This is a genomic window from Micromonospora zingiberis, assembly GCF_004331455.1.
Classification (GTDB): domain Bacteria; phylum Actinomycetota; class Actinomycetes; order Mycobacteriales; family Micromonosporaceae; genus Micromonospora; species Micromonospora zingiberis.
The window spans coordinates 165707-183847 of record NZ_SJJR01000009.1 but is presented as its reverse complement, the minus strand read 5'-3'; the positions used below and the strand labels follow the sequence as shown (position 1 = coordinate 183847).

The 18141-nt window shown below is 71.4% G+C and carries 19 protein-coding genes; 8 read left to right on the top strand and 11 right to left on the bottom strand.

The genetic code is table 11. The features are described 5' to 3' along the window. Positions 1 to 26 precede the first annotated feature (26 nt). From E0H26_RS15655 to E0H26_RS15645, 3 genes are all read left to right on the top strand, one after another. The gene (locus E0H26_RS15655; RefSeq protein ID WP_131304377.1) at positions 27 to 857 is read left to right on the top strand and encodes an alpha/beta fold hydrolase; all 831 of its coding nucleotides are present in this window, start codon (positions 27 to 29) and stop codon (positions 855 to 857) included. Between the two features lie 65 nt (positions 858 to 922). Further along, complete coding sequence (locus E0H26_RS15650) at positions 923 to 1672, top strand: sugar isomerase domain-containing protein (protein WP_131304376.1); 750 nt, start codon at positions 923 to 925, stop codon at positions 1670 to 1672. Positions 1673 to 1805: 133 nt separating this feature from the next. After that, the gene (locus E0H26_RS15645) at positions 1806 to 2306 is read left to right on the top strand and encodes a DUF6328 family protein (RefSeq protein ID WP_131304375.1); all 501 of its coding nucleotides are present in this window, start codon (positions 1806 to 1808) and stop codon (positions 2304 to 2306) included. 12 nt (positions 2307 to 2318) lie between these two features. On the opposite strand, the gene E0H26_RS15640 is transcribed toward E0H26_RS15645, so the two are convergent. The 8 genes from E0H26_RS15640 to E0H26_RS15610 all read right to left on the bottom strand — a co-directional run bounded on the left by E0H26_RS15640 (position 2319) and on the right by E0H26_RS15610 (position 7089). After that, positions 2319 to 2951, bottom strand: a complete 633-nt coding sequence (locus tag E0H26_RS15640; protein WP_131304374.1) for a hypothetical protein — start codon at positions 2949 to 2951, stop codon at positions 2319 to 2321. Positions 2952 to 3316: 365 nt separating this feature from the next. Then, positions 3317 to 3718: a Fur family transcriptional regulator gene (locus E0H26_RS15635; protein WP_131304373.1), complete on the bottom strand. Its 402-nt coding sequence runs from the start codon at positions 3716 to 3718 to the stop codon at positions 3317 to 3319. Beyond that, positions 3715 to 3843 carry a hypothetical protein gene (locus E0H26_RS30325; RefSeq protein ID WP_276320398.1) on the bottom strand — a complete coding sequence of 43 codons (129 nt, stop codon included), beginning with the start codon at positions 3841 to 3843 and terminating at the stop codon, positions 3715 to 3717. The genes E0H26_RS15635 and E0H26_RS30325 overlap by 4 nt, the downstream gene beginning before the upstream one ends. Then, entirely contained in the window at positions 3840 to 4139 is a 300-nt protein-coding gene (locus E0H26_RS15630) for an ArsR/SmtB family transcription factor (RefSeq protein ID WP_131304372.1), read from the bottom strand. Before E0H26_RS15630 ends, E0H26_RS30325 begins: the two co-directional genes overlap by 4 nt. A gap of 37 nt (positions 4140 to 4176) precedes the next feature. Next, the gene (locus E0H26_RS15625; protein ID WP_131304371.1) at positions 4177 to 5046 is read right to left on the bottom strand and encodes a metal ABC transporter permease; all 870 of its coding nucleotides are present in this window, start codon (positions 5044 to 5046) and stop codon (positions 4177 to 4179) included. Then, positions 5043 to 5807 carry a metal ABC transporter ATP-binding protein gene (locus E0H26_RS15620; protein WP_131304370.1) on the bottom strand — a complete coding sequence of 255 codons (765 nt, stop codon included), beginning with the start codon at positions 5805 to 5807 and terminating at the stop codon, positions 5043 to 5045. The genes E0H26_RS15625 and E0H26_RS15620 overlap by 4 nt, the downstream gene beginning before the upstream one ends. Next, the gene (locus E0H26_RS15615) at positions 5804 to 6763 is read right to left on the bottom strand and encodes a metal ABC transporter solute-binding protein, Zn/Mn family (protein ID WP_131304369.1); all 960 of its coding nucleotides are present in this window, start codon (positions 6761 to 6763) and stop codon (positions 5804 to 5806) included. The genes E0H26_RS15620 and E0H26_RS15615 overlap by 4 nt, the downstream gene beginning before the upstream one ends. Before the next feature lie 68 nt (positions 6764 to 6831). Then, on the bottom strand, positions 6832 to 7089 hold the full coding sequence (locus tag E0H26_RS15610; RefSeq protein WP_131304368.1) for a hypothetical protein: 258 nt from the start codon (positions 7087 to 7089) through the stop codon (positions 6832 to 6834). Between the two features lie 29 nt (positions 7090 to 7118). On the opposite strand from E0H26_RS15610, the gene E0H26_RS15605 reads away from it, so the two are divergent. The 3 genes from E0H26_RS15605 to E0H26_RS15595 all read left to right on the top strand — a co-directional run bounded on the left by E0H26_RS15605 (position 7119) and on the right by E0H26_RS15595 (position 9569). After that, complete coding sequence (locus E0H26_RS15605) at positions 7119 to 7460, top strand: antibiotic biosynthesis monooxygenase family protein (protein WP_131304367.1); 342 nt, start codon at positions 7119 to 7121, stop codon at positions 7458 to 7460. Between the two features lie 142 nt (positions 7461 to 7602). Then, positions 7603 to 8076, top strand: coding sequence for an Rv0361 family membrane protein (locus E0H26_RS15600; protein WP_131304453.1), 474 nt, complete (start codon positions 7603 to 7605; stop codon positions 8074 to 8076). Between the two features lie 113 nt (positions 8077 to 8189). Continuing rightward, on the top strand, positions 8190 to 9569 hold the full coding sequence (locus E0H26_RS15595; RefSeq protein WP_131304366.1) for a glycine--tRNA ligase: 1380 nt from the start codon (positions 8190 to 8192) through the stop codon (positions 9567 to 9569). Positions 9570 to 9656: 87 nt separating this feature from the next. On the opposite strand, the gene E0H26_RS15590 is transcribed toward E0H26_RS15595, so the two are convergent. Further along, positions 9657 to 10655 carry a hypothetical protein gene (locus E0H26_RS15590; RefSeq protein ID WP_240742196.1) on the bottom strand — a complete coding sequence of 333 codons (999 nt, stop codon included), beginning with the start codon at positions 10653 to 10655 and terminating at the stop codon, positions 9657 to 9659. 140 nt (positions 10656 to 10795) lie between these two features. On the opposite strand from E0H26_RS15590, the gene dusB reads away from it, so the two are divergent. Beyond that, the gene (gene dusB, locus E0H26_RS15585) at positions 10796 to 11965 is read left to right on the top strand and encodes a tRNA dihydrouridine synthase DusB (protein WP_131304365.1); all 1170 of its coding nucleotides are present in this window, start codon (positions 10796 to 10798) and stop codon (positions 11963 to 11965) included. A 224-nt stretch (positions 11966 to 12189) separates the two neighbouring features. Here the strand turns inward: dusB and E0H26_RS15580 are convergent, their stop codons facing one another. Next, the gene (locus E0H26_RS15580; RefSeq protein WP_131304364.1) at positions 12190 to 12843 is read right to left on the bottom strand and encodes a C39 family peptidase; all 654 of its coding nucleotides are present in this window, start codon (positions 12841 to 12843) and stop codon (positions 12190 to 12192) included. Between the two features lie 354 nt (positions 12844 to 13197). Next, positions 13198 to 14832 (bottom strand): beta-N-acetylhexosaminidase, encoded by a 1635-nt coding sequence (locus E0H26_RS15575; protein WP_240742206.1) that lies wholly within the window; start codon positions 14830 to 14832, stop codon positions 13198 to 13200. A gap of 510 nt (positions 14833 to 15342) precedes the next feature. Here E0H26_RS15575 and ppdK point away from each other — a divergent pair. After that, a complete protein-coding gene (gene ppdK / locus E0H26_RS15570) occupies positions 15343 to 18051 on the top strand; it encodes a pyruvate, phosphate dikinase (protein WP_131304363.1) in 2709 nt (902 codons plus the stop codon). Positions 18052 to 18141 lie beyond the last annotated feature (90 nt).

Below are 18141 nucleotides of genomic sequence, written 5' to 3'. Positions count from 1 at the left end.
CAGCCCGTCTCGGTAGGCTGCCGTGCATGCGCATCGACGCCCGAGGTCTACGGTTCGACGTCATCGCCGGTGGCCCGGAGCAGGGTGAGCCGGTGCTGCTGCTGCACGGCTTCCCGCAGCACGCGGGGGAGTGGGACGACGTCACACCGACCCTGCACGTGGCGGGCCTGCGCACCTACGCGGTGAACCAGCGTGGCTACTCGCCCGGGGCGCGGCCGGCGGCGGTCGAGGCGTACCGGTTGACGGAGTTGGTCGCCGACGCGGTCGCCGTACTGGACGCCCTCGGGGTCGACTCCGCCCACGTGGTGGGGCACGACTGGGGCGCGATCGTCGGGTGGGCGCTCGCCGCCGGTCACCCGGAACGGGTCCGTACCCTGACCGCCGTCTCCGTGCCGCATCCGGCCGCCATGGGGTACGCGCTCGCCGAGGACCCGCAGCAGAAGGCGCGCTCGGCGTACATGATGCTGTTCCGCCGGCCCGGGGTGGCCGAGAAGACGCTGCTGGCCCTGCGCGCCAGCGGGCTGCGCCGGATGCTGCGCGGGGTCGGCGACGCCGCGCGGACGGCCGCGTACGTCGAGCCGATGCGCGAGCCCGGCGCCCTGACCGCGGCGCTGAACTGGTATCGGGCGATGTCCCGCCGGGATCTGGCCGCGATCGGCCCGGTGACCGTGCCGACCAGCTTCGTCTGGAGCGACCGGGACGTGGCGATCGGACGCACCGCCGCCGAGGCGTGTGCCGCGCAGGTGCGTGGGGAGTACCAGTTCGTCGAGTTGGCCGGGGTCAGTCACTGGATTCCGGACCAGGTGCCGACGCGGCTGGCCGAGGCGATCCTGGCGCGGGTACGGTCCGCCGCCTGAGCGCGGCGGGCGAGCCCGGCGGGCGAGTCGGCAGTGCCGGCGGATGGCGAGGAAGCGGAGTGAACATGACGCTGAGTGCCGAGGAATACCTGGCCACGGTGACCGCGACGATGACCCGGGTGGCGCAGAGCCAGCGGGACCAGGTGGCCCGCGCCGCCGACCTGATCGCCGAGGCGATCAGGGCCGACGGGGTGGTGCACGCCTTCGGCACCGGTCATTCCGAGGCGCTGGCGATGGAGATCGCCGGCCGGGCCGGCGGGCTGGTGCCGACCAACCGGATCGCCCTGCGTGATCTGGTGCTGCATGGCGGGGCGCCCGCTGACGTGCTGGGGCCGAAGCTGGAACGGGACCCGTCGGTGGCCCATCGTCTCTACGAACTCGCCCCGGTCGCCCCGGCCGACGTCTTCGTGCTCGCCTCGAACTCTGGGGTGAACGGGGCGATGGTGGAGTTCGCCTCGCTGGTGCGCGAGCGGGGCCACCGGCTGGTGGCGATCACCTCGGCGGAACACTCGGCCCGGATGGAGTCCCGCCATCCGTCGGGCCGCAAGCTCGCCGACTTCGCCGACGTGGTGCTGGACAACGGCGCCCCGTACGGCGACGCGACCCTGCCGCTGCCCGGCGGTGGCGCGGTCGGCGCGGTCTCCTCGATCACCGCCGCGTTGCTGGCCCAGCAGATCGTGGTGGAGGTGGTGGCCCGGCTGCTGGCGGCCGGCGGGCACCCGCCGGTCTATCTGTCGGCCAACATCGCCGGTGGCGACGCGCACAACGACGCGCTGGAGGCCAGGTACGCGGGGCGGATCCGCCGGGGCTCCTGAGGGCCGGTGGCACGCTGGGGCGGCTTGTCCGGGCTGGCCCGCTGAACCGGTTTCGGATCGACGGCTGTGGGGCATCAGCGTTGCCGCCCGTCGGGAATCGTGCCGGCGGCGCCCGTTCTCCGGGAGGCTCGCGGTGTCGAAGGAAACCGAGAAGCAGCGGTGGCAGCGTAACTTCGCCGACCTGCTACAGGAGTTGCGGGTCGCGCAGACCGGCGTACAGATCCTCTTCGCCTTCCTGCTGACCCTGCCGTTCAGCAATGGCTTCGGCAGCACCACCCCGTTCCAACGCGACGTCTACATCGTCGCGCTGATCGCGGCGGCCGCCGCCACCGCAATGATCATTTCGCCGGTGGCGTTCCACCGGGCGCTGTTCCGCCAGGGACGCAAGCCGGAACTGGTGCGGTTCGCCCACCGGATGGCCTCCGGCGGCCTCGCCTTCATGCTGATCTCGATGGTCAGCGCGGTGCTGCTGATCACCGACTTCGTGCTCGCCCGGCCGATCGCCTTCCTGCTCAGCGCGGTGACCGGCCTCTGGTTCCTCACCTTCTGGCTGGTCCTGCCGTTCTCGCGGCGCAACTGGGGCGAGGACGACATCGACGACGACGAGGACCCCAGCGGGCTCGCCAACGACTGAGCGCAGGCGCCCTCACCTCTCGGTTCGTTGTGCGGCCATCCGGCTCGAAGGTCGCAGGCCGAGGCGGCGCAGTTCCAGTGCCGCCAGAGCTTCCATGGTGGAATCATCGCCGCGACGCCAGGCCGCCGCGACGTCCGGATGGACGCGGGCCAGCTTGCCGAGCGGCTGGGTGGCCAGCGCCCGCAACGCGAGCAGGTCCCGTCCGGCCGGGGCGACAGCCAGTTTCGCCGCCGCGCCGGCCCGACGCATCCAGCGCACCCGCAGCGGCAGCCAACCGAAGACCACCAGGGCGAGCGGGACGAACAGCACGGCCACGGTGAGCACCAGGGCGAGCTGATCCACCACTTCCTGCTGGTCCTGTCCCGCCTCGGCCAGGGAACGGGCGGCGCCGGCGGCCCGCTCGAACGGGCCGGTCAGCTCGTCGCCGACCAGTGGCACCCGGCCGACCTTGCCGCCGGCCTCGGCCAGGTTGTCGGCCAGCCCGCCGCCGGCCCCTTCCAGCTTCTGTCCGGGTACGGCAAGCTTCTGCACCAGGTCGTGCAGCCACATGGCGGCGCGGATCGTCGCGTACACCCAGGCGATGACGAGCAGGTCGGTGAGGAACTGGCGGAGCGCGGTCGGAAAACGATCAGCGTAGATCTTCACGCCGCACAGCGTCCCACGACCCGTTCCGCCTGGCATCCCGGCGTGAGCCGTGGCCCACGGTCAACGGCCGACGGCACTCGTCACCCTGCGCGACGATCCCGACCCGGTACTGGTTACCGGGATCCATGCTTTGCTCTGCTTCAACCTACGCAACGGTGTCTGAGCTGCGGCGGAGTGGGGAAGGCGGTGGTCAGGTGTGGCAGTTCCCGTCGCGGACCGTGACCGTTGCGTGGGTTGAAGCAGAGCAAAGGGGCCGGTGGGAAGGGGGCGGGTCCAACTCGGCACGACCAGCGCCGCTGAGGGCGCGGGTGGGTAGGGGGCGGGCGGAAGAGGTTGCCGCTGGTGCGATCCGACCGGTCGGCGGTTCAGTGGGGGCGGCAGTCCGGGCAGGTGCCGAAGATTTCCAGGGTGTGGCTGACGTCGGTGAAGCCGTGCTGGGCGGCCACCCGGTCGGCCCAGCTCTCCACCGTCGGGCCGGCGACCTCCACGGTCCGGCCGCAGGCGCGGCAGACCAGGTGGTGGTGGTGCCCCTCGCTGCACCTGCGGTAGAGGTGTTCGCCGCCGGGCGGGCGCATCACGTCGATCTCGCCCGCGTCGGCCAGGCCCTGCAAGGTGCGGTACACCGTGGTCAGGCCGACCCGCTCGCCGCGCTCGCGCAGCATCGCGTGCAGGTCCTGCGCGCTGTGGAAGCCCTCCATCTCGGCCAGCAGCGCGCTCACCGCCGAACGTTGGCGGGTGTTGCGGACGGCCGTGCTACCCGCACTCATGCCGGCACCCCGTCTCGCCGCGCGCCGCCGTGTGCCAGCACCGCGCCGCCGTACGCCACCACCGCGCCGCCGTACGCCACCACCGCGCCGCCGTGTGCCAGCACCGCGCCGATTCGCTCGCTCATGATCCCTCCCCGGCGTGGCTGACCGCGTCGGCCACGATGTGCGCGACATGCTCGTCGACCAGGGCGTACGCGATCTCCCGGCCGCGCCGGGACCCGCGTACCACGCCGGCGCCGCGCAGCACCCGTAGATGCTGGGACACCAGCGGCTGGGCGACGCCGAGCTTGTCGACCAACTCGTGTACACAGCGTTCGCCGCCAGCCAGTTCACTGACGATGGCCAGCCGGATCGGCGCGGAGAGGGCACGCAGAAGCTCGCTGGCACCCTCGTACGCGTCATAGCCTGATCCGCTGGTCACCCTGCAACGGTAACCAATTTCCACAGCGGGCGCGTGATCAGGATCCGCCGAGCACCACCTCGTGCGGTTCGGGCGCGGGTGCCGGCGCGGGCCGCGTCCGGCGGATCCGGCGCCAGCCGGCCACGAGCAGGGTGACCGCGACGAACGAGCCGATCGCGAGCACCACCACGGAGGCGCCGGGTGCGGTGTCGGCGACCGCCGCCATCCAGATGCCGGCGCCGGCCGCGAACAGTCCGAGCGCCATCGCCGCCGCCATGGTGGCGCGGAAGCCCCGGGTGACCTGCTGGGCGGTGGCCACCGGCACGACCATCAACGCGCTGATCAGCAGTACGCCGACCGCCCGCATGGCGATCGTCACGGTGACCGCGGTGGTGACCGCAAGCAGCAGGTTGAGGGCACGAACCGGCAGGCCGGAGACCCGGGCGTACTCCTCGTCGTGGCAGACCGCGAAGAGTGCGGGCCGCAGCCCGATCATCGCGATCAGCACCGCCGCCCCGAGCACCGCGATGGTGATCAGGTCTTCCCGGTGGGTCGTGGTGAGCGCCCCGAACAGGTACGCGTTGAGGTTCGCGCTGGTGCTGTCGGAGAGGCCCACCAGGACCACGCCGCCGGCGATGCCGCCGTAGAAGAGCAGGGCCAGCGCCAGGTCGCCGGAGGTACGGCCGCGCTCGCGGATCAGCTCGATGGCGACCGCCCCGACGACGGCCGCGATCACCGCCATGATCACTGGCGAGGTGCCGAAGAGCAGGCCGGCGCCGACGCCGGTCAGCGCCACGTGCCCGATGCCGTCGCCGATCAGCGCGAGCCGCCGCTGCACCAGGTAGATGCCGAGCGCCGGCGCGGCCAGGCCGATGATCAGCGCGCTGAGCAGGGCGTGCTGCATGTACTCGTACTGGAAGAGACTCACCTTGTGCTCCACAGCCCGGCGGGCTCCTCGGGACCGTGCGGGTGCACGTGGTCGTGGTCCGGCGCCGCGTGGTGCCCGGCCGGGTCCGGCACCGCGCCGTCGTGCGCGATGACCCCCTGGTGTACGACGACCGCGCGGCTGATCAGCGGCCGTAGCGGACCCAGTTCGTGGGCGACGAGCAGTACGGTGCCGCCACCGTCGGCGAAGGCACGCAGTGCCCCGGCGAACGCCTCCTGGCTGGCGGCGTCCACCCCGGCCGTCGGCTCGTCCAGCACCAGCAGTTCGGGCTGGCCGGCCAGCGCGCGGGCGATCAGGGTGCGCTGCTGCTGCCCGCCGGAGAGGGTGGCCACCGGGTCGTTGGCCCGGTCGGCCAGGCCGACGGCGTGCAACGCCTCGGCGACGGCGGCCCGGTCGGCGCGCCCCGGCGGGCGCAGCACGCCCCGGCGGGCCAGCCGCCCGGAGGCGACCACCTCGGCCACCGTCGCCGGTACGCCGCTGCCCGCACCGAGGCGCTGCGGGACGTACCCGATGCGGTGCCACTGGCGGAACCGGCGCGCCGGCTGGCCGAAGAGGGTGACGGTGCCGGCGGTGAGCGGGACCAGGCCGAGCACGGCGCGGATCAGCGTCGACTTGCCGGAGCCGTTGGCGCCGAGGAGCGCGACCACCTCGCCGGTGGTCACGGTCAGCGAGACGTCACGCAGCACGGGGCGGCCGTCGTAGCCGACCACCCCGTGCGTGACGGTGATGACGTCAGGTGTCACGAGCAGCTCAACGCCGTCCGCAGGGTCTGCAGGTTGGTACGCATCACCGAAAGGTAGTCCCCACCGTTGTCGGCGGACAGTCCCTCGAGTGGATCGAGCACGGCGGTCTGTGCGCCCACCTCCCGGGCGATCGTCTCGGCGACCTTCGGGCTCACCAGGGTCTCGAAGAAGATCGTGGTGGCGCCGTGCTCGCGCGCCTCCTCGGTGACCGTGGCCAGCCGCTGGGGCGACGGCTCGTCCTCCGGGGAGAGGCCGGTGATGCCGATCTGTTCCAGCTGGTAGCGCTGCGCCAGGTAACCGAACGCGGTGTGGCTGACCACGATCTCCCGGCGCTGGCAGGTCTTCAGCCCTTCGGTGAACTCGGTGTCGAGCCGCTCCAGCTCGGCCCGGAGCGCGGCGGCCCGCTGCGGGTACTCGCTGGCGCGGTCCGGGTCGGCGGCGGCGAGCCGCTCGGCCAGCTTGTCGCCGATGGTGGCCAGTCGGGTCGGGTCGAGCCAGACGTGCGGATCCTTCGCGCCGTCCGACTCCTCCTCGGCGTGGTCGTCCTCGGCACCGTGGTCGTGGTCGTGGCCACCGGCGGTGGCGTCCAGCAGCGGCTGCACGGCGGCCACGTCGAAGGCCCGGTCACCGCCGTTCTGCTCGATCGCCGCGTCCACGGCGGGCTGGAATCCGTGCAGGTAGACGATCAGCTCCGCGTCGACGATCTGGCCGACCTGGCGTGGGTTCAGCTCCAGGTCGTGTGGCTCGGCACCCGGCCGGGCCAGGTTGGTCACCGCCACGGCGTCCCCGCCGATCCGCTCGGCCAGGAACTGCAGGGGGTAGAAGCCGGCCACCACGTCGACCCGCTCCGGGTCGTTGCCGGCGGCGTCGTCGGTGGCGCAGCCGGCGGCGCCGGCCAGGGCGAGCATCGCGGCCGTGGCGGTGGCCAGGGCGCGTGGGGCGGTGCGGAAGGTCATGTCACCGACTCTCCGCGACAACGACAATGATTGTCAAAAACGCATGGTTGCATGTCCGGGCGGGGCTGTCACAGCAGCTTCACCAGGCCGGCGGTGACCAGCAGGGTCAACGCCAGCAGCCGGATCGCCCGGGTCGGTGGCGTCTGCACCGGCCAGGTCGTCACCAACAGGGCGGCCACCGCCCCGGCGAGCAGCAGGGTGAGCAGCCCGCCCAGCACCCCCGGGGTGAAGAACGCGACCAGCACCAGGAGCAGGGTGACCAGGAACACCGTCGTCGGGTTGGCCCGGGCCAGCCGCCCGACGATCCCGCGCTGCGTACGCTGCATTCCACAAACTCTACGAGGAGGAGTGCCCGGTGCTCGTGACCAACCGGTTCGTGGTCGACGACGACGGCGCGCAGGACTTCGCCGCCCGGGCGCACGCCGCCCTGGCGGCGCTCGCTGCCCGCCCCGGTTACCTGCGCGGACAGCTGGTCCGGGCGCTGGACGACCCACGGCACTGGTGCCTGGTCACCGAGTGGGAGTCGGTCGGCACCTACCGGCGGGCGCTCGGCGGCTTCGATGTCAAGGTGACCGCGATACCGCTGCTCGCGGAGAGCATCGACGAGCCGTCCGCGTACGAGGCGTTGGCCAGTGCCGCGCCCGGTGGGGACGTGGTGGTGGTCGCCAGCGATCGGGCTGCGGGTCCTTACCGCTGAGCCGTCGGGCACTACGCTGGCCCCTATGACCGATCCTGGACCGGCAGCCCCACCGCCCCACCCCTCGCTGCCCGGCCAACAGGGACCTCAGCCGCCCGGCGAACCCGGTGTCGTGCCGCCGCCCGGTGGGATCGAGCCAGGTGTGCCGGTACCGCCGACCGGGCCCGGCGTCGCGCCGCCGTTCGCGGCCCCGCCGACCGAAGGGGGCCGATCCCGGCTCTGGCTCGGTCTCGGCGCCGGGGCGTTGGCGCTGCTGATCTGCTGTGGTGGTGGCGGCACCGCCGTGGTCGGCCTGCTGGTCAGCGGGGTGCAGGCGATCGACGAGCAGGGCCGTACGGTCTCCGGTGACTACTACCGGGCGCTGGCCGACGGCGAGTACGGCCAGGCGTACGACCAGCTCTGCGACGACGCCAAGCGGCGCGAGTCCCGGCAGGAGTTCGAACGCCGGGCCGCCGCCGAGCCGCAGATCGTCTCCTACCGGGTCGGCGACGTGGACACCAACACGTTGACCGTGCCGGTGGACGTCACCTTCGCCGGCGGTGGCCAGGAGCGACAGCAGGTCGTGCTGGCCCAGGATCAGCAGACCGGTGGCATGGAGGTCTGCGGAGTCAACTGACCGGCCGCAGGTAATGTGCTGGGTTCGGGACGACACCAGTCGTACCGTTGTGCCGAACTGTTCCGGCCATCCCACCGCGTCCCCGCCGACCGCCAGTCGGCGTAGGAGGAAACATGCCAGCCGACCGTATCGACGCCATCGTCAGCCTCGCCAAGCGCCGAGGCTTCGTCTTTCCCTCCAGCGAGATCTACGGAGGCACCCGATCGGCGTGGGACTACGGCCCGCTCGGCGTGGAACTCAAGGAGAACGTCCGCCGGCAGTGGTGGAAGACCATGGTCCAGCAGCGTGACGACGTGGTCGGGCTGGACTCCGCGGTGATCCTGGCCCGGGACGTCTGGGCCGCCTCCGGCCACCTGGACGCCTTCGTCGACCCGCTGACCGAGTGCCAGTCCTGCCACAAGCGGTTCCGCGCCGACCACCTGGAAGAGGCGTACGAGGAGAAGCACGGCCGCCCGCTCACCTCACTGGCCGAGCTGAACTGCCCGAACTGCGGCAACAAGGGCACCTTCACCGAGCCGAAGATGTTCAACGGCCTGATGAAGACCTACCTCGGCCCGGTGGAGAGCGACGAGGGTCTGCACTACCTGCGCCCGGAGACCGCTCAGGGCATCTTCGTCAACTACAACAACGTGGCCAACGCGGCGCGCAAGAAGCCGCCGTTCGGCATCGCCCAGACCGGCAAGTCGTTCCGCAACGAGATCACCCCGGGCAACTTCATCTTCCGCACCCGCGAGTTCGAGCAGATGGAGATGGAGTTCTTCGTCGAGCCCGGCACCGACGAGCAGTGGCACGAGTACTGGCTCTCCGAGCGCTGGAACTGGTACGTCGACCTCGGCCTCTCCGCCGACAACATGCGCTTCTACGAGCACCCCAAGGAGAAGCTCTCGCACTACTCGAAGCGCACCGTCGACATCGAGTACCGGTTCCAGTTCGGCGGCTCCGAGTTCGCCGAGTTGGAGGGGATCGCCAACCGCACCGACTTCGACCTCGCCACGCACAGCAAGCACTCCGGGGTCGACCTGTCGTACTTCGACCAGACCAAGAGCGAGCGCTGGATCCCGTACGTGATCGAGCCCGCCGCCGGCCTGACCCGGGCGGTGCTGGCGTTCCTGCTCGAGGCGTACGACGTGGACCAGGCGCCGAACGCCAAGGGCAAGATGGAGGAGCGCACCGTGATGCGCTTCGACCCGCGACTGGCCCCGGTCAAGGTGGCGGTGCTGCCGCTGTCGCGCAACGAGGCGCTCTCGCCCAAGGCCAAGGACCTCGCCGCGCAGTTGCGCAAGCGCTGGGTGGTCGAGTTCGACGACTCGCAGGCCATCGGCCGCCGGTACCGCCGCCAGGACGAGATCGGCACCCCGTTCTGCGTCACCGTCGACTTCGACACCCTGGACGACAACGCCGTGACCATCCGCAACCGGGACACCATGGCCCAGGAGCGGATCGCCCTGGACCAGGTCGAGCGCTACCTGATCGACCACCTCCCCGGCTGCTGAGGTGTAAGGAAGGGCCCCTTCTTAACGCCTGGCGTAGAGGAGGGGCCCCTTTTTAACACCAAGGGCCCGCAGGCGACCAAGGCGCGCTCACACCCGGGGCGGTGCGAGCCGCACCCGGGCGGTGGCACCGAAGCCACGTCGGGATTCGTACGCCTCCGCCACGATCCGGCGTACCCGGCGCGGCTCGCGCCGGATCTGCGCCGGCGTGAAGTGCAGCACCAGGATGCCGTACCGGCTCAGCTCGTTGTGCCGGTCGAGCGTGCGCGTCCAGTCCCCGGGGCGGAAGTGGTACTCCTGCGAGTCGACCTCCAGCGCCACCGCCGCGTCGGCCAGATAGCCGTCGGGAGTCGGCAGCGCCGCGCCGTCCGCCCCGACCAGCCGAGGGTTCCAGTGGATCTCGGCCAGCACGTCGCTGTCGGCCAGACACTCCCGCAGCTCCGCCTCGGGCGCGGACCGGGTGCCCGCCGCCACCTCGGCGAACGCCCTGCGGATCAGCGCCGTCCGGCTGCGCCGGGCCCGCCTGATCTCCTCGTCGAGAGACGTCAGATCGGCGTACCCCCGTTGCACCGCCTCGGCGACGATCGCGCGCACCGGGCGGAGCTGCCGTAGGTCGCGCGCGGCGTCGACCACGGCTCGCGCCGGTGAACACACCGGGTAGAGCGGCGTGGCGCGGGCCCGACCGTCCAGGGCGAGAGCCCGCGAGATCACCGCGTAACCCGCGGACCTGCGTCGCGCGTGATGCGGCACGATCAGCTGTACGTCGTCGGTACGCGGGCTCTGCCGGAAGCCGTACCAGGTCAGTGCGGCGAGTCCGGTGAGCTGTGCCTGGTCACCGGCGTAGAGCGCCGCCGAGATCCGCCGTTGCTCATCGGTCAAAACGCCGGTGACCAGGGCGTACGTCGCGGGCAGGACCCGCTGCCACAGGGCGCGCCGAGTCTGCCGGTACAGGTACATGTCGTCGAAGCCGCTGGCCAGCAGCTGGGTACGACTGACGATCTGCTGTTGCCGTTCGGCCAACTCGGAAAACTCGGGTGGATGGGTACGCATGCCGCGCAGCATCACCGCCGTGGCTGGCGCCTGTCCCACCCGCCCAGCGCGTCTGTGGATGACCGCGCCCGCTGTGGACGACGCCCCAACGTCGGCGTGGGTGTGTTATGCGTCGCGTTAACAAGGGGCCCTTCCTATGCAGGAGACGTTAGGAGGGGGCCCTTCCTTACACTTGGGCGGTGCCGACGACCGCTTCCGTACTGCGCCCGCTGAGTATCGGGCGGCATCAGGTGTGGCCGCCGGTGGTCCTCGCCCCGATGGCCGGCATCACCAACGTCGGGTTCCGGCAGCTCTGTCGGGAGCAGGGTGGTGGCATCTACGTCTGCGAGATGATCACCACGGTCGCGCTGGTCGAGCGGAACCCGAAGACGCTGCGGATGATCGCGTTCGGGGCGGACGAGAGCCCGCGCAGCCTCCAGCTCTACGGCACCGACCCGGAGACCACCGCCGCCGCCGTGCGGATCGTGGTCGAGAAGAACCTCGCCGACCATATCGACCTCAACTTCGGCTGCCCGGTCCCGAAGGTCACCCGCCGTGGCGGCGGCGCGGCGCTGCCGTGGCGGCGCCGGCTCTTCGCCCGCCTGGTGAAGGCCGCGGTGGACGCCGCGTCACCCGCCGGGGTGCCGGTCACGGTCAAGATGCGCAAGGGCATCGACGACGACCACCTGACGTACGTCGAAGCCGGGCTCGCCGCGCAGGAGGCCGGCGTGGCCACGGTCGCCCTGCACGGGCGTACGGCCGCGCAGCGTTATTCGGGCACCGCCGACTGGGACGCCATCGCCACCCTCAAGCAGGCGCTCGACGTGCCGGTACTCGGCAACGGCGACATCTGGGAGGCCGACGACGCGCTGCGGATGGTGGCGCACACCGGCGTCGACGGGGTGGTGATCGGGCGCGGCTGCCTGGGCCGGCCGTGGCTCTTCGCCGACCTGGAGGCCGCGTTCGACGGCCGCGCCGAGCGGCGACTGCCCAGCCTCGGCGAGGTGGCGACGACCATGCGCCGGCACGCCGAACTGCTGGTCGACCAGTTCAGCGTCGGGGCGCGCAACCCGGCCCGGGGTGAGCGGGACGGCTGCACCGACTTCCGCAAGCACGTCGCCTGGTACCTCAAGGGCTTCCCCGTCGGCAGCGAGTTGCGCCGCGCCCTGGCCATGATCGACAGCCTGGCCCAGCTCGACGACCTGCTCGGCAAGCTGGACCCGACCGTGCTGTTCCCGGTCGAGACGCTCGGCCAGCCGCGTGGTCGGACCAACTCCCCGGGCAAGGTCTTCCTGCCCGACGGCTGGCTGGCCAGCCGCGACGACGACACCGTCCCCGAGGGCGCCGAACTGGACGACTCCGGCGGCTGACCCACCGCCCCGCCACCCGCCCCCCGCGCGTGCCGTCGGGCCCGCCCCCCTTCCGCGTCGATCTTGCACTTCTGGTCGGGGCGAAGGCTGTCTTTTCGGGCATTCCGGCGACCGAAAGTGCAAGATCGACGGGGCAGGGTGGGGGGCGAGGTGGGGTGGGTTGGGTTGGGGGACGAAGAAGGGCCGACCCCGGGGTGGGGGTCGGCCCTTGTTGGTGGTGTGGGTTAGCTGGTGGCGGTGTAGCCGCGGGTGGCGATCCAGTTGGCGAGGTTGGTGGTGGTGATCCAGTAGGAGGCGGTGTCGGGGTTGGCGGAGTCGGCGATTTTGACGGTGTTGCCGTTGTCGCGGTAGCCGACGACGCTGATGTAGTGGCCGCCTTCGAAGCTGTGGGTGGTGCCGTTGGTGTCGGTGGTGGTGCCGGCGATGTTGGCGACGACTGCGCGGCCGTTGTCGATGGTGGTGGTGATGTCGTCGCGGAGTTTGTCGGTCTGCTTGGGGTCGGCCTTGGGTGTGGAGATCTCTACCGACTTGTAGACGTTTTGGCCGGTTTCCTTGTTGAGGATGGGGGTGATGTCGTTGATGGAGTTGGTGCCGGCTTCGGTGGTGCCCATTTCCTTGGCCATGGCGTCCATGTCGATGTTCTTGCCTTGGACGGAGAGGGCGTTGCGGGCGGCGGCGGGGCCGCAGTAGTAGAAGTTGGGCTGGGCTTCGTAGCGGACGTCGAGTTGCCGTTCGTCGTTGGGCTTGCGGTCGGCCACGGCGGCGGTCTGCACGCCAGGTGCGGCGTGGGCGGCGATGGCGGGGCCGGCGATGCCTCCGGCGGTGGCGGCAGCGGCGGCGATGGTGAGGGCGGTCTTACGCAGCATGGTGGTACGCATGATGAGTTCACGCCTTCCGTTCGGGGGTGTGCGCGGCAATCTGCGGGGGATCGCGTGGCCGCGCAAAGGAAAGAACTGAGGTGGGCCGTAGGCCCTCTGCTCGGGCAGCGCGGGCCAAGGGGCCGCTCACGATGTCCGGGCCAGGTGTAACGCCGGATGGGGCTCGGTCATTCCGGCCCGGTCCTGGGCGGTGCCCGTCGAGGGCTCCCGGTTACCCGATGTACAACGCCCCGGGTGGGGGGACCATTCCGTCGCCGCGGTGACCCGGACCACGCGACAAACCGCCGTACACCGGAGCATATCGCCGAAACCTCACGTTACGGTACATGCCGGTCACAGCCGCGCGTCGGGCGGTCAAGCCTGGGCGGATCCGGTCGCGCTGTGGTCCGGCGGCGCGGGCCGGGGCGCGGGGAGGCTCGGCGGCGTCGACCAGGGCACCTCGGGGGCGTGGTGGAAGGCGATGCCGGCCGCCGTCCACCGGGGCCCGTGCCCGGCCAGCCGGCGCCGGAAGCTGTCCCAGTCGTGCGTGGACCGTGGTGACCAGCCCAACTCGGCGATGGCGGGCAGCCGGGGGAGCAGCATGAACTCGATCTCGGCCAGTGTGGTCACCGATTCGGTCCACAAGGGTGCCTCGACGCCGAGCACCGCGTCGGTCGGTACGCCGGTCAGGTGCGTCGCCGGGTCCCAGTCGTACGCGCGGCGTACGTCGATCAGGCCGGCCCAGTCGTGCCCGATCGGGGTGTCCGGGGCGTACTTCATGTCCAGGTAGGCGTGGTTGCCGGGGGAGAGGATCACGCTGGCGCCCCGGCGTACCGCGTCGGCGGTCACCGGGTCGTCGCCGGAGGTGCCCCACCATTGCAGGACCCGGCCGTCGGTGTGGGCGGCGGGGGCGATCTGGTGCCAGCCGACCACCGTCTTGCCGAGTCCGGCGACGATCCGTTGTGTTCGCTCGACGAAGCGGGCGTACACGTCGGCCGGCACCTTGAACGCCTCGTCGCCGCCGATGTGCAGCCACTGGCCGCCAGTCAGCGCGGCGAGTTCGCCGAGCACGTCGGCGACGAAGTCGTACGTGCGCTCGCTGGCCGGGTCGACGTAGCTGAAACCGACCTCGGTGCCGGTGTACGGCGGCGGCGCGGTCCGGTCCGGTGCCAGCTCGGGATAGGCGACCAGCGCGGCGTTGGTGTGGCCGGGCAGGTCGATCTCGGGGACGACGGTGACGTGTCGGGCGGCGGCGTACGCCACGATCCGTCGGTAGTCGGCTCGGGTGTAGTACCCGCCGGGACCGCCGCCGACCTCGCTGGCCGCGCCGACGGTGGCCAGCCGGGGCCAGGAGTCGATGGCGATCCGCCAGCCCTGGTCGTCGGTGAGGTGCAGGTGCAGCCGGTTGAGTTTGTACCGGGCCAGGTGGTCGATCACCCGCAGTACGTCGGCGACGGTGAAGAAGTGCCGGGCCACGTCGAGCATCGCGCCCCGGTGCGGGTACCGGGGCCGGTCGAGGATCGACCCACCGGGTAGCGCCCAGCGTGCACCGACCGGTGTGGCGCTCTCGATGCTCGGCGGGAACAACTGCCGCAGCGTCTGCACTCCGTGCCAGAGCCCGGCGGCGGTGCGGGCGCCGATGCGTACCCCGTCGGCCGAGACGTCCAGCCGGTAGCCCTCGGCGCCGAGGTCGGCGTCGTCGGTCAGGTGCAGGGCGATGCCGCCGGTCGGCGTGGGCCCGGCGGTGTCGGTCACCGGAAGGGGATACCCGGTGGCCGGACGGAGCAGCGCGGCGAGTTGTTCGCCGACGGCCAGCGCATCCGGGTCGGCGCTGACCCGGATCACCGCGTCGGTGGGCAGCAGGTAGTCCGCGCCGGGGTCCGGCTCGACCCGCTCCGGCGCGGGCACCACGTCGGCCAGCCGGACCGGTGCCGGCGGCGCGAGCCAGGCGGCGGCCTCCCGCTCCGCCGCCCCCGCCAGTTCTCCGGCGGTACGCCCGGCTGCCGCCACCCGCGCCCACCCGGCGACCGCAGCCCCGTCCTCAGCCCGCGCGCCGGTCCCGGCTTCCGTACCGCTCGCAGCCCGCGCGATGCCGTCGGCCGGGACGTCGGTCTCGGCAGGCGTGGGCGCGACGCCGGGGCCGGCCGGGGGGTGGCCGGTGTGGGCCGGCTCGAGCGGCTCCGGTGCGGTGCGGGGCGGCGAGGACACGTTGGCTCCGGGGGGTGTATTCGCGGCGGTTGTGGCAAAGGTGCGAGGCGTGGTGACAGTGCGTGTCGTCAAGAGTACGGGGAGGTCGGCCATTGCGTAAACGTGCTTATGGAAGCGTTCCCAGAAACCACGACGAACGCGGATAGTCGTGATTGCTGTGCCTATTGTCACCGAATGGTCCCGGGCCCCGCGTTGTTCGCTTAACCTTCGCCCACCGATCGACATAGCTCCCCGGATTGCCAGTGGGTGGTTTCGGGGTACCTAAAAACTGAACCTTCGTTAAGTGTCACTCCGGGCGCGTGGGAGGCTTTGGTGGCAGCGCAGGGAACGGTCGAGCACAAGTACGTCTACGACTTCGCCGAGGGCAACAAGGATCTCAAGGACCTGCTCGGCGGCAAGGGTGCCAACCTGGCCGAGATGACCAACCTCGGTCTGCCGGTTCCGCCCGGCTTCACGATCACCACCGAGGCGTGCAAGGCGTACCTCGCCAGCGGGGAGGAGCCCGCCGGGCTGGCCGACCAGATCGCCGCGCATCTGGCCGCGCTCGAACAGGGGATGGGCCGGCGCCTCGGCGACCCGGACGACCCGCTGCTGGTCTCGGTGCGTTCCGGGGCGAAGTTCTCCATGCCGGGGATGATGGAGACCGTTCTCAACGTGGGTCTCAACGACCGCAGTGTGGTGGGGCTGGCCGCGCAGGCCAGCGGCAACCAGAGGTTCGCCTGGGACTCCTACCGGCGACTGATCCAGATGTTCGGCAAGACCGTCTGCGAGGTGCCGGGCGAGGAGTTCGAGCACGCGCTCGACGAGGCCAAACGGGCCAGGGGCACCACCAACGACCTCGACCTGGACGCGGACGACCTGCGCGGACTGGTCGACACGTACAAGAAGATCTTCAGCAAGCACACCGGGCGGGAGTTCCCGCAGGACCCGCGCGAGCAGCTCGACCTGGCCATCCGGGCGGTCTTCGAGTCGTGGAACGCCGAGCGGGCGGTCATCTACCGCCGGCAGGAACGGATCCCGGCCGACCTCGGTACGGCGGTCAACGTGGTGGCGATGGTCTTCGGCAACCTCGGTCCGGACTCCGGCACCGGCGTCGCCTTCACCCGCGACCCGGCCAGCGGTGCCCAGGGCATCTACGGCGACTACCTGGCCAACGCGCAGGGCGAGGACGTGGTCGCCGGCATCCGCAACACCGTGCCGTTGCAGGAGCTGGAGCGGATCGACAAACCTGCCTACGACGAACTGCTCGACTACATGGCCCGGCTGGAGCGGCACTACAAGGATCTGTGCGACATCGAGTTCACCATCGAACGCGGCAAGCTGTGGATGTTGCAGACCCGGGTCGGCAAACGGACCGCCGCCGCCGCGTTCGTCATCGCCGGCCAACTCGTCGACGAAGGGCTGATCGACCTCGACGAGGCGCTGCACCGGGTCAACGGCGCGCAACTGGCCCAGCTGATGTTCCCGCGATTCCAGCTCGACCACGGGTTCGAGCCGGTCGCCACCGGCATCGGCGCCTCGCCGGGCGCGGCGGTCGGCAAGGTGGTCTTCACCTCGGCCCGCGCCGTCGAACTGGCCGGTCAGGGCGAGGACGTCATCCTGGTCCGCCGGGAGACCAACCCGGACGACCTGAACGGCATGATCTCGGCCCGGGGCATCCTCACCTCGCGTGGCGGCAAGACCAGCCACGCCGCCGTGGTGGCCCGGGGAATGGGCAAGACCTGCGTCTCCGGCGCCGACGAGCTGGACATCGACATCCCGAGGCGGCGCTTCACCGTGGCCGGGCAGACGGTCACCGAGGGCGACGTGGTCTCCATCGACGGCACCACCGGAAAGGTCTACCTGGGCGAGGTGCCGGCCACGCCGTCGGAGGTGGTGCAGTACTTCGAGGGCGAGCTCGACCCGGCCAGCATCGACGACGCGCTGGTCAAGGCCGTACACCGGATCATGTCGCACGCCGACGCCACGCGGCGGCTGGCGGTACGCACCAACGCCGACACCGCCGCGGACGCGGCCCGGGCGCGGCGCTTCGGCGCCGAGGGCATCGGGCTGTGCCGTACCGAGCACATGTTCCTCGGCGACCGACGCGAGCTGGTCGAGCGGTTGATCCTGGCCCGCGACGCCAAGGAGCGGGAGGAATCGCTCGCCGCGCTGCTGCCGTTGCAGCGGGCGGACTTCGTGGAGATCTTCCGGGCGATGGACGGGCAGCCGGTCACCGTCCGGCTGATCGACCCGCCGCTGCACGAGTTCCTGCCCCCGTTGGAGCAGCTCGCGGTCGACGTGGCGGTGGCCCAGGAACGCGGCGAGGACGTGGCCAAGGAAGAGGCGCTGCTCGCCGCCGTACGCCGGATGCACGAGGAGAACCCGATGCTGGGGCTGCGCGGCGTACGCCTCGGCCTGGTCATCCCCGGCCTGTTCGCGATGCAGGTCCGGGCGATCACCGAGGCGGCCGTGGAGTGCGTACGCCAGGGCGTGCGCTCCTGCCCGGAGATCATGGTCCCGCTGGTCGGCGCGGTGCAGGAACTGGAGACGGTACGGTCCGAGGCCGAGAAGATCATCGCGGAGGTGGTCGGCGGCAGCGACGTCGAGGTGCTGATCGGCACGATGATCGAGGTGCCCCGGGCGGCGTTGACCGCCGGGCAGATCGCCGAGGCGGCCGAGTTCTTCTCCTTCGGCACCAACGACCTGACCCAGATGGGCTGGGGTTTCTCCCGCGACGACGTGGAGGGCGCCTTCTTCTGGCGCTACCTGGAGTTGGGCATCTTCGGCATCTCGCCGTTCGAGTCGATCGACGCCGACGGGATCGGCCGGCTGGTGCGGATCGCGGCCGAGGAGGGCCGGGCGGCCCGCCCCGGTCTCAAGCTCGGCGTGTGCGGCGAGCACGGTGGCGACCCGGACTCGGTGCACTTCTTCCACGCCGTCGGACTGGACTACGTCTCCTGCTCGCCGTTCCGGGTGCCGGTGGCCCGGCTGGAGGCGGGCCGGGCGGCGGTGGTCACGGCGGGCTCGGACAGCCGCTGAACGGTACGGCGCTGCGCGTCGGGTCGGCGGACAACGTCGTCCACCGGCCCGACCCAGGCCGACGGCCGTACCTGACCTCCGGTGGTGGTC

What these genes read in the sequence shown, in the direction of transcription:
- E0H26_RS15615 (WP_131304369.1), bottom strand. Translation starts at nt 6,763, where the DNA reads ATGACCTTCCGCACCGCCCCACGCGCCCTGGCCACCGCCACGGCCGCG.
- E0H26_RS15595 (WP_131304366.1), top strand. Translation starts at nt 8,190, where the DNA reads ATGCCAGCCGACCGTATCGACGCCATCGTCAGCCTCGCCAAGCGCCGA.
- E0H26_RS15580 (WP_131304364.1), bottom strand. Translation starts at nt 12,843, where the DNA reads ATGCGTACCACCATGCTGCGTAAGACCGCCCTCACCATCGCCGCCGCT.
- E0H26_RS15635 (WP_131304373.1), bottom strand. Translation starts at nt 3,718, where the DNA reads ATGAGTGCGGGTAGCACGGCCGTCCGCAACACCCGCCAACGTTCGGCG.
- E0H26_RS30325 (WP_276320398.1), bottom strand. Translation starts at nt 3,843, where the DNA reads ATGAGCGAGCGAATCGGCGCGGTGCTGGCACACGGCGGCGCGGTGGTG.
- E0H26_RS15650 (WP_131304376.1), top strand. Translation starts at nt 923, where the DNA reads ATGACGCTGAGTGCCGAGGAATACCTGGCCACGGTGACCGCGACGATG.
- E0H26_RS15610 (WP_131304368.1), bottom strand. Translation starts at nt 7,089, where the DNA reads ATGCAGCGTACGCAGCGCGGGATCGTCGGGCGGCTGGCCCGGGCCAAC.
- E0H26_RS15655 (WP_131304377.1), top strand. Translation starts at nt 27, where the DNA reads ATGCGCATCGACGCCCGAGGTCTACGGTTCGACGTCATCGCCGGTGGC.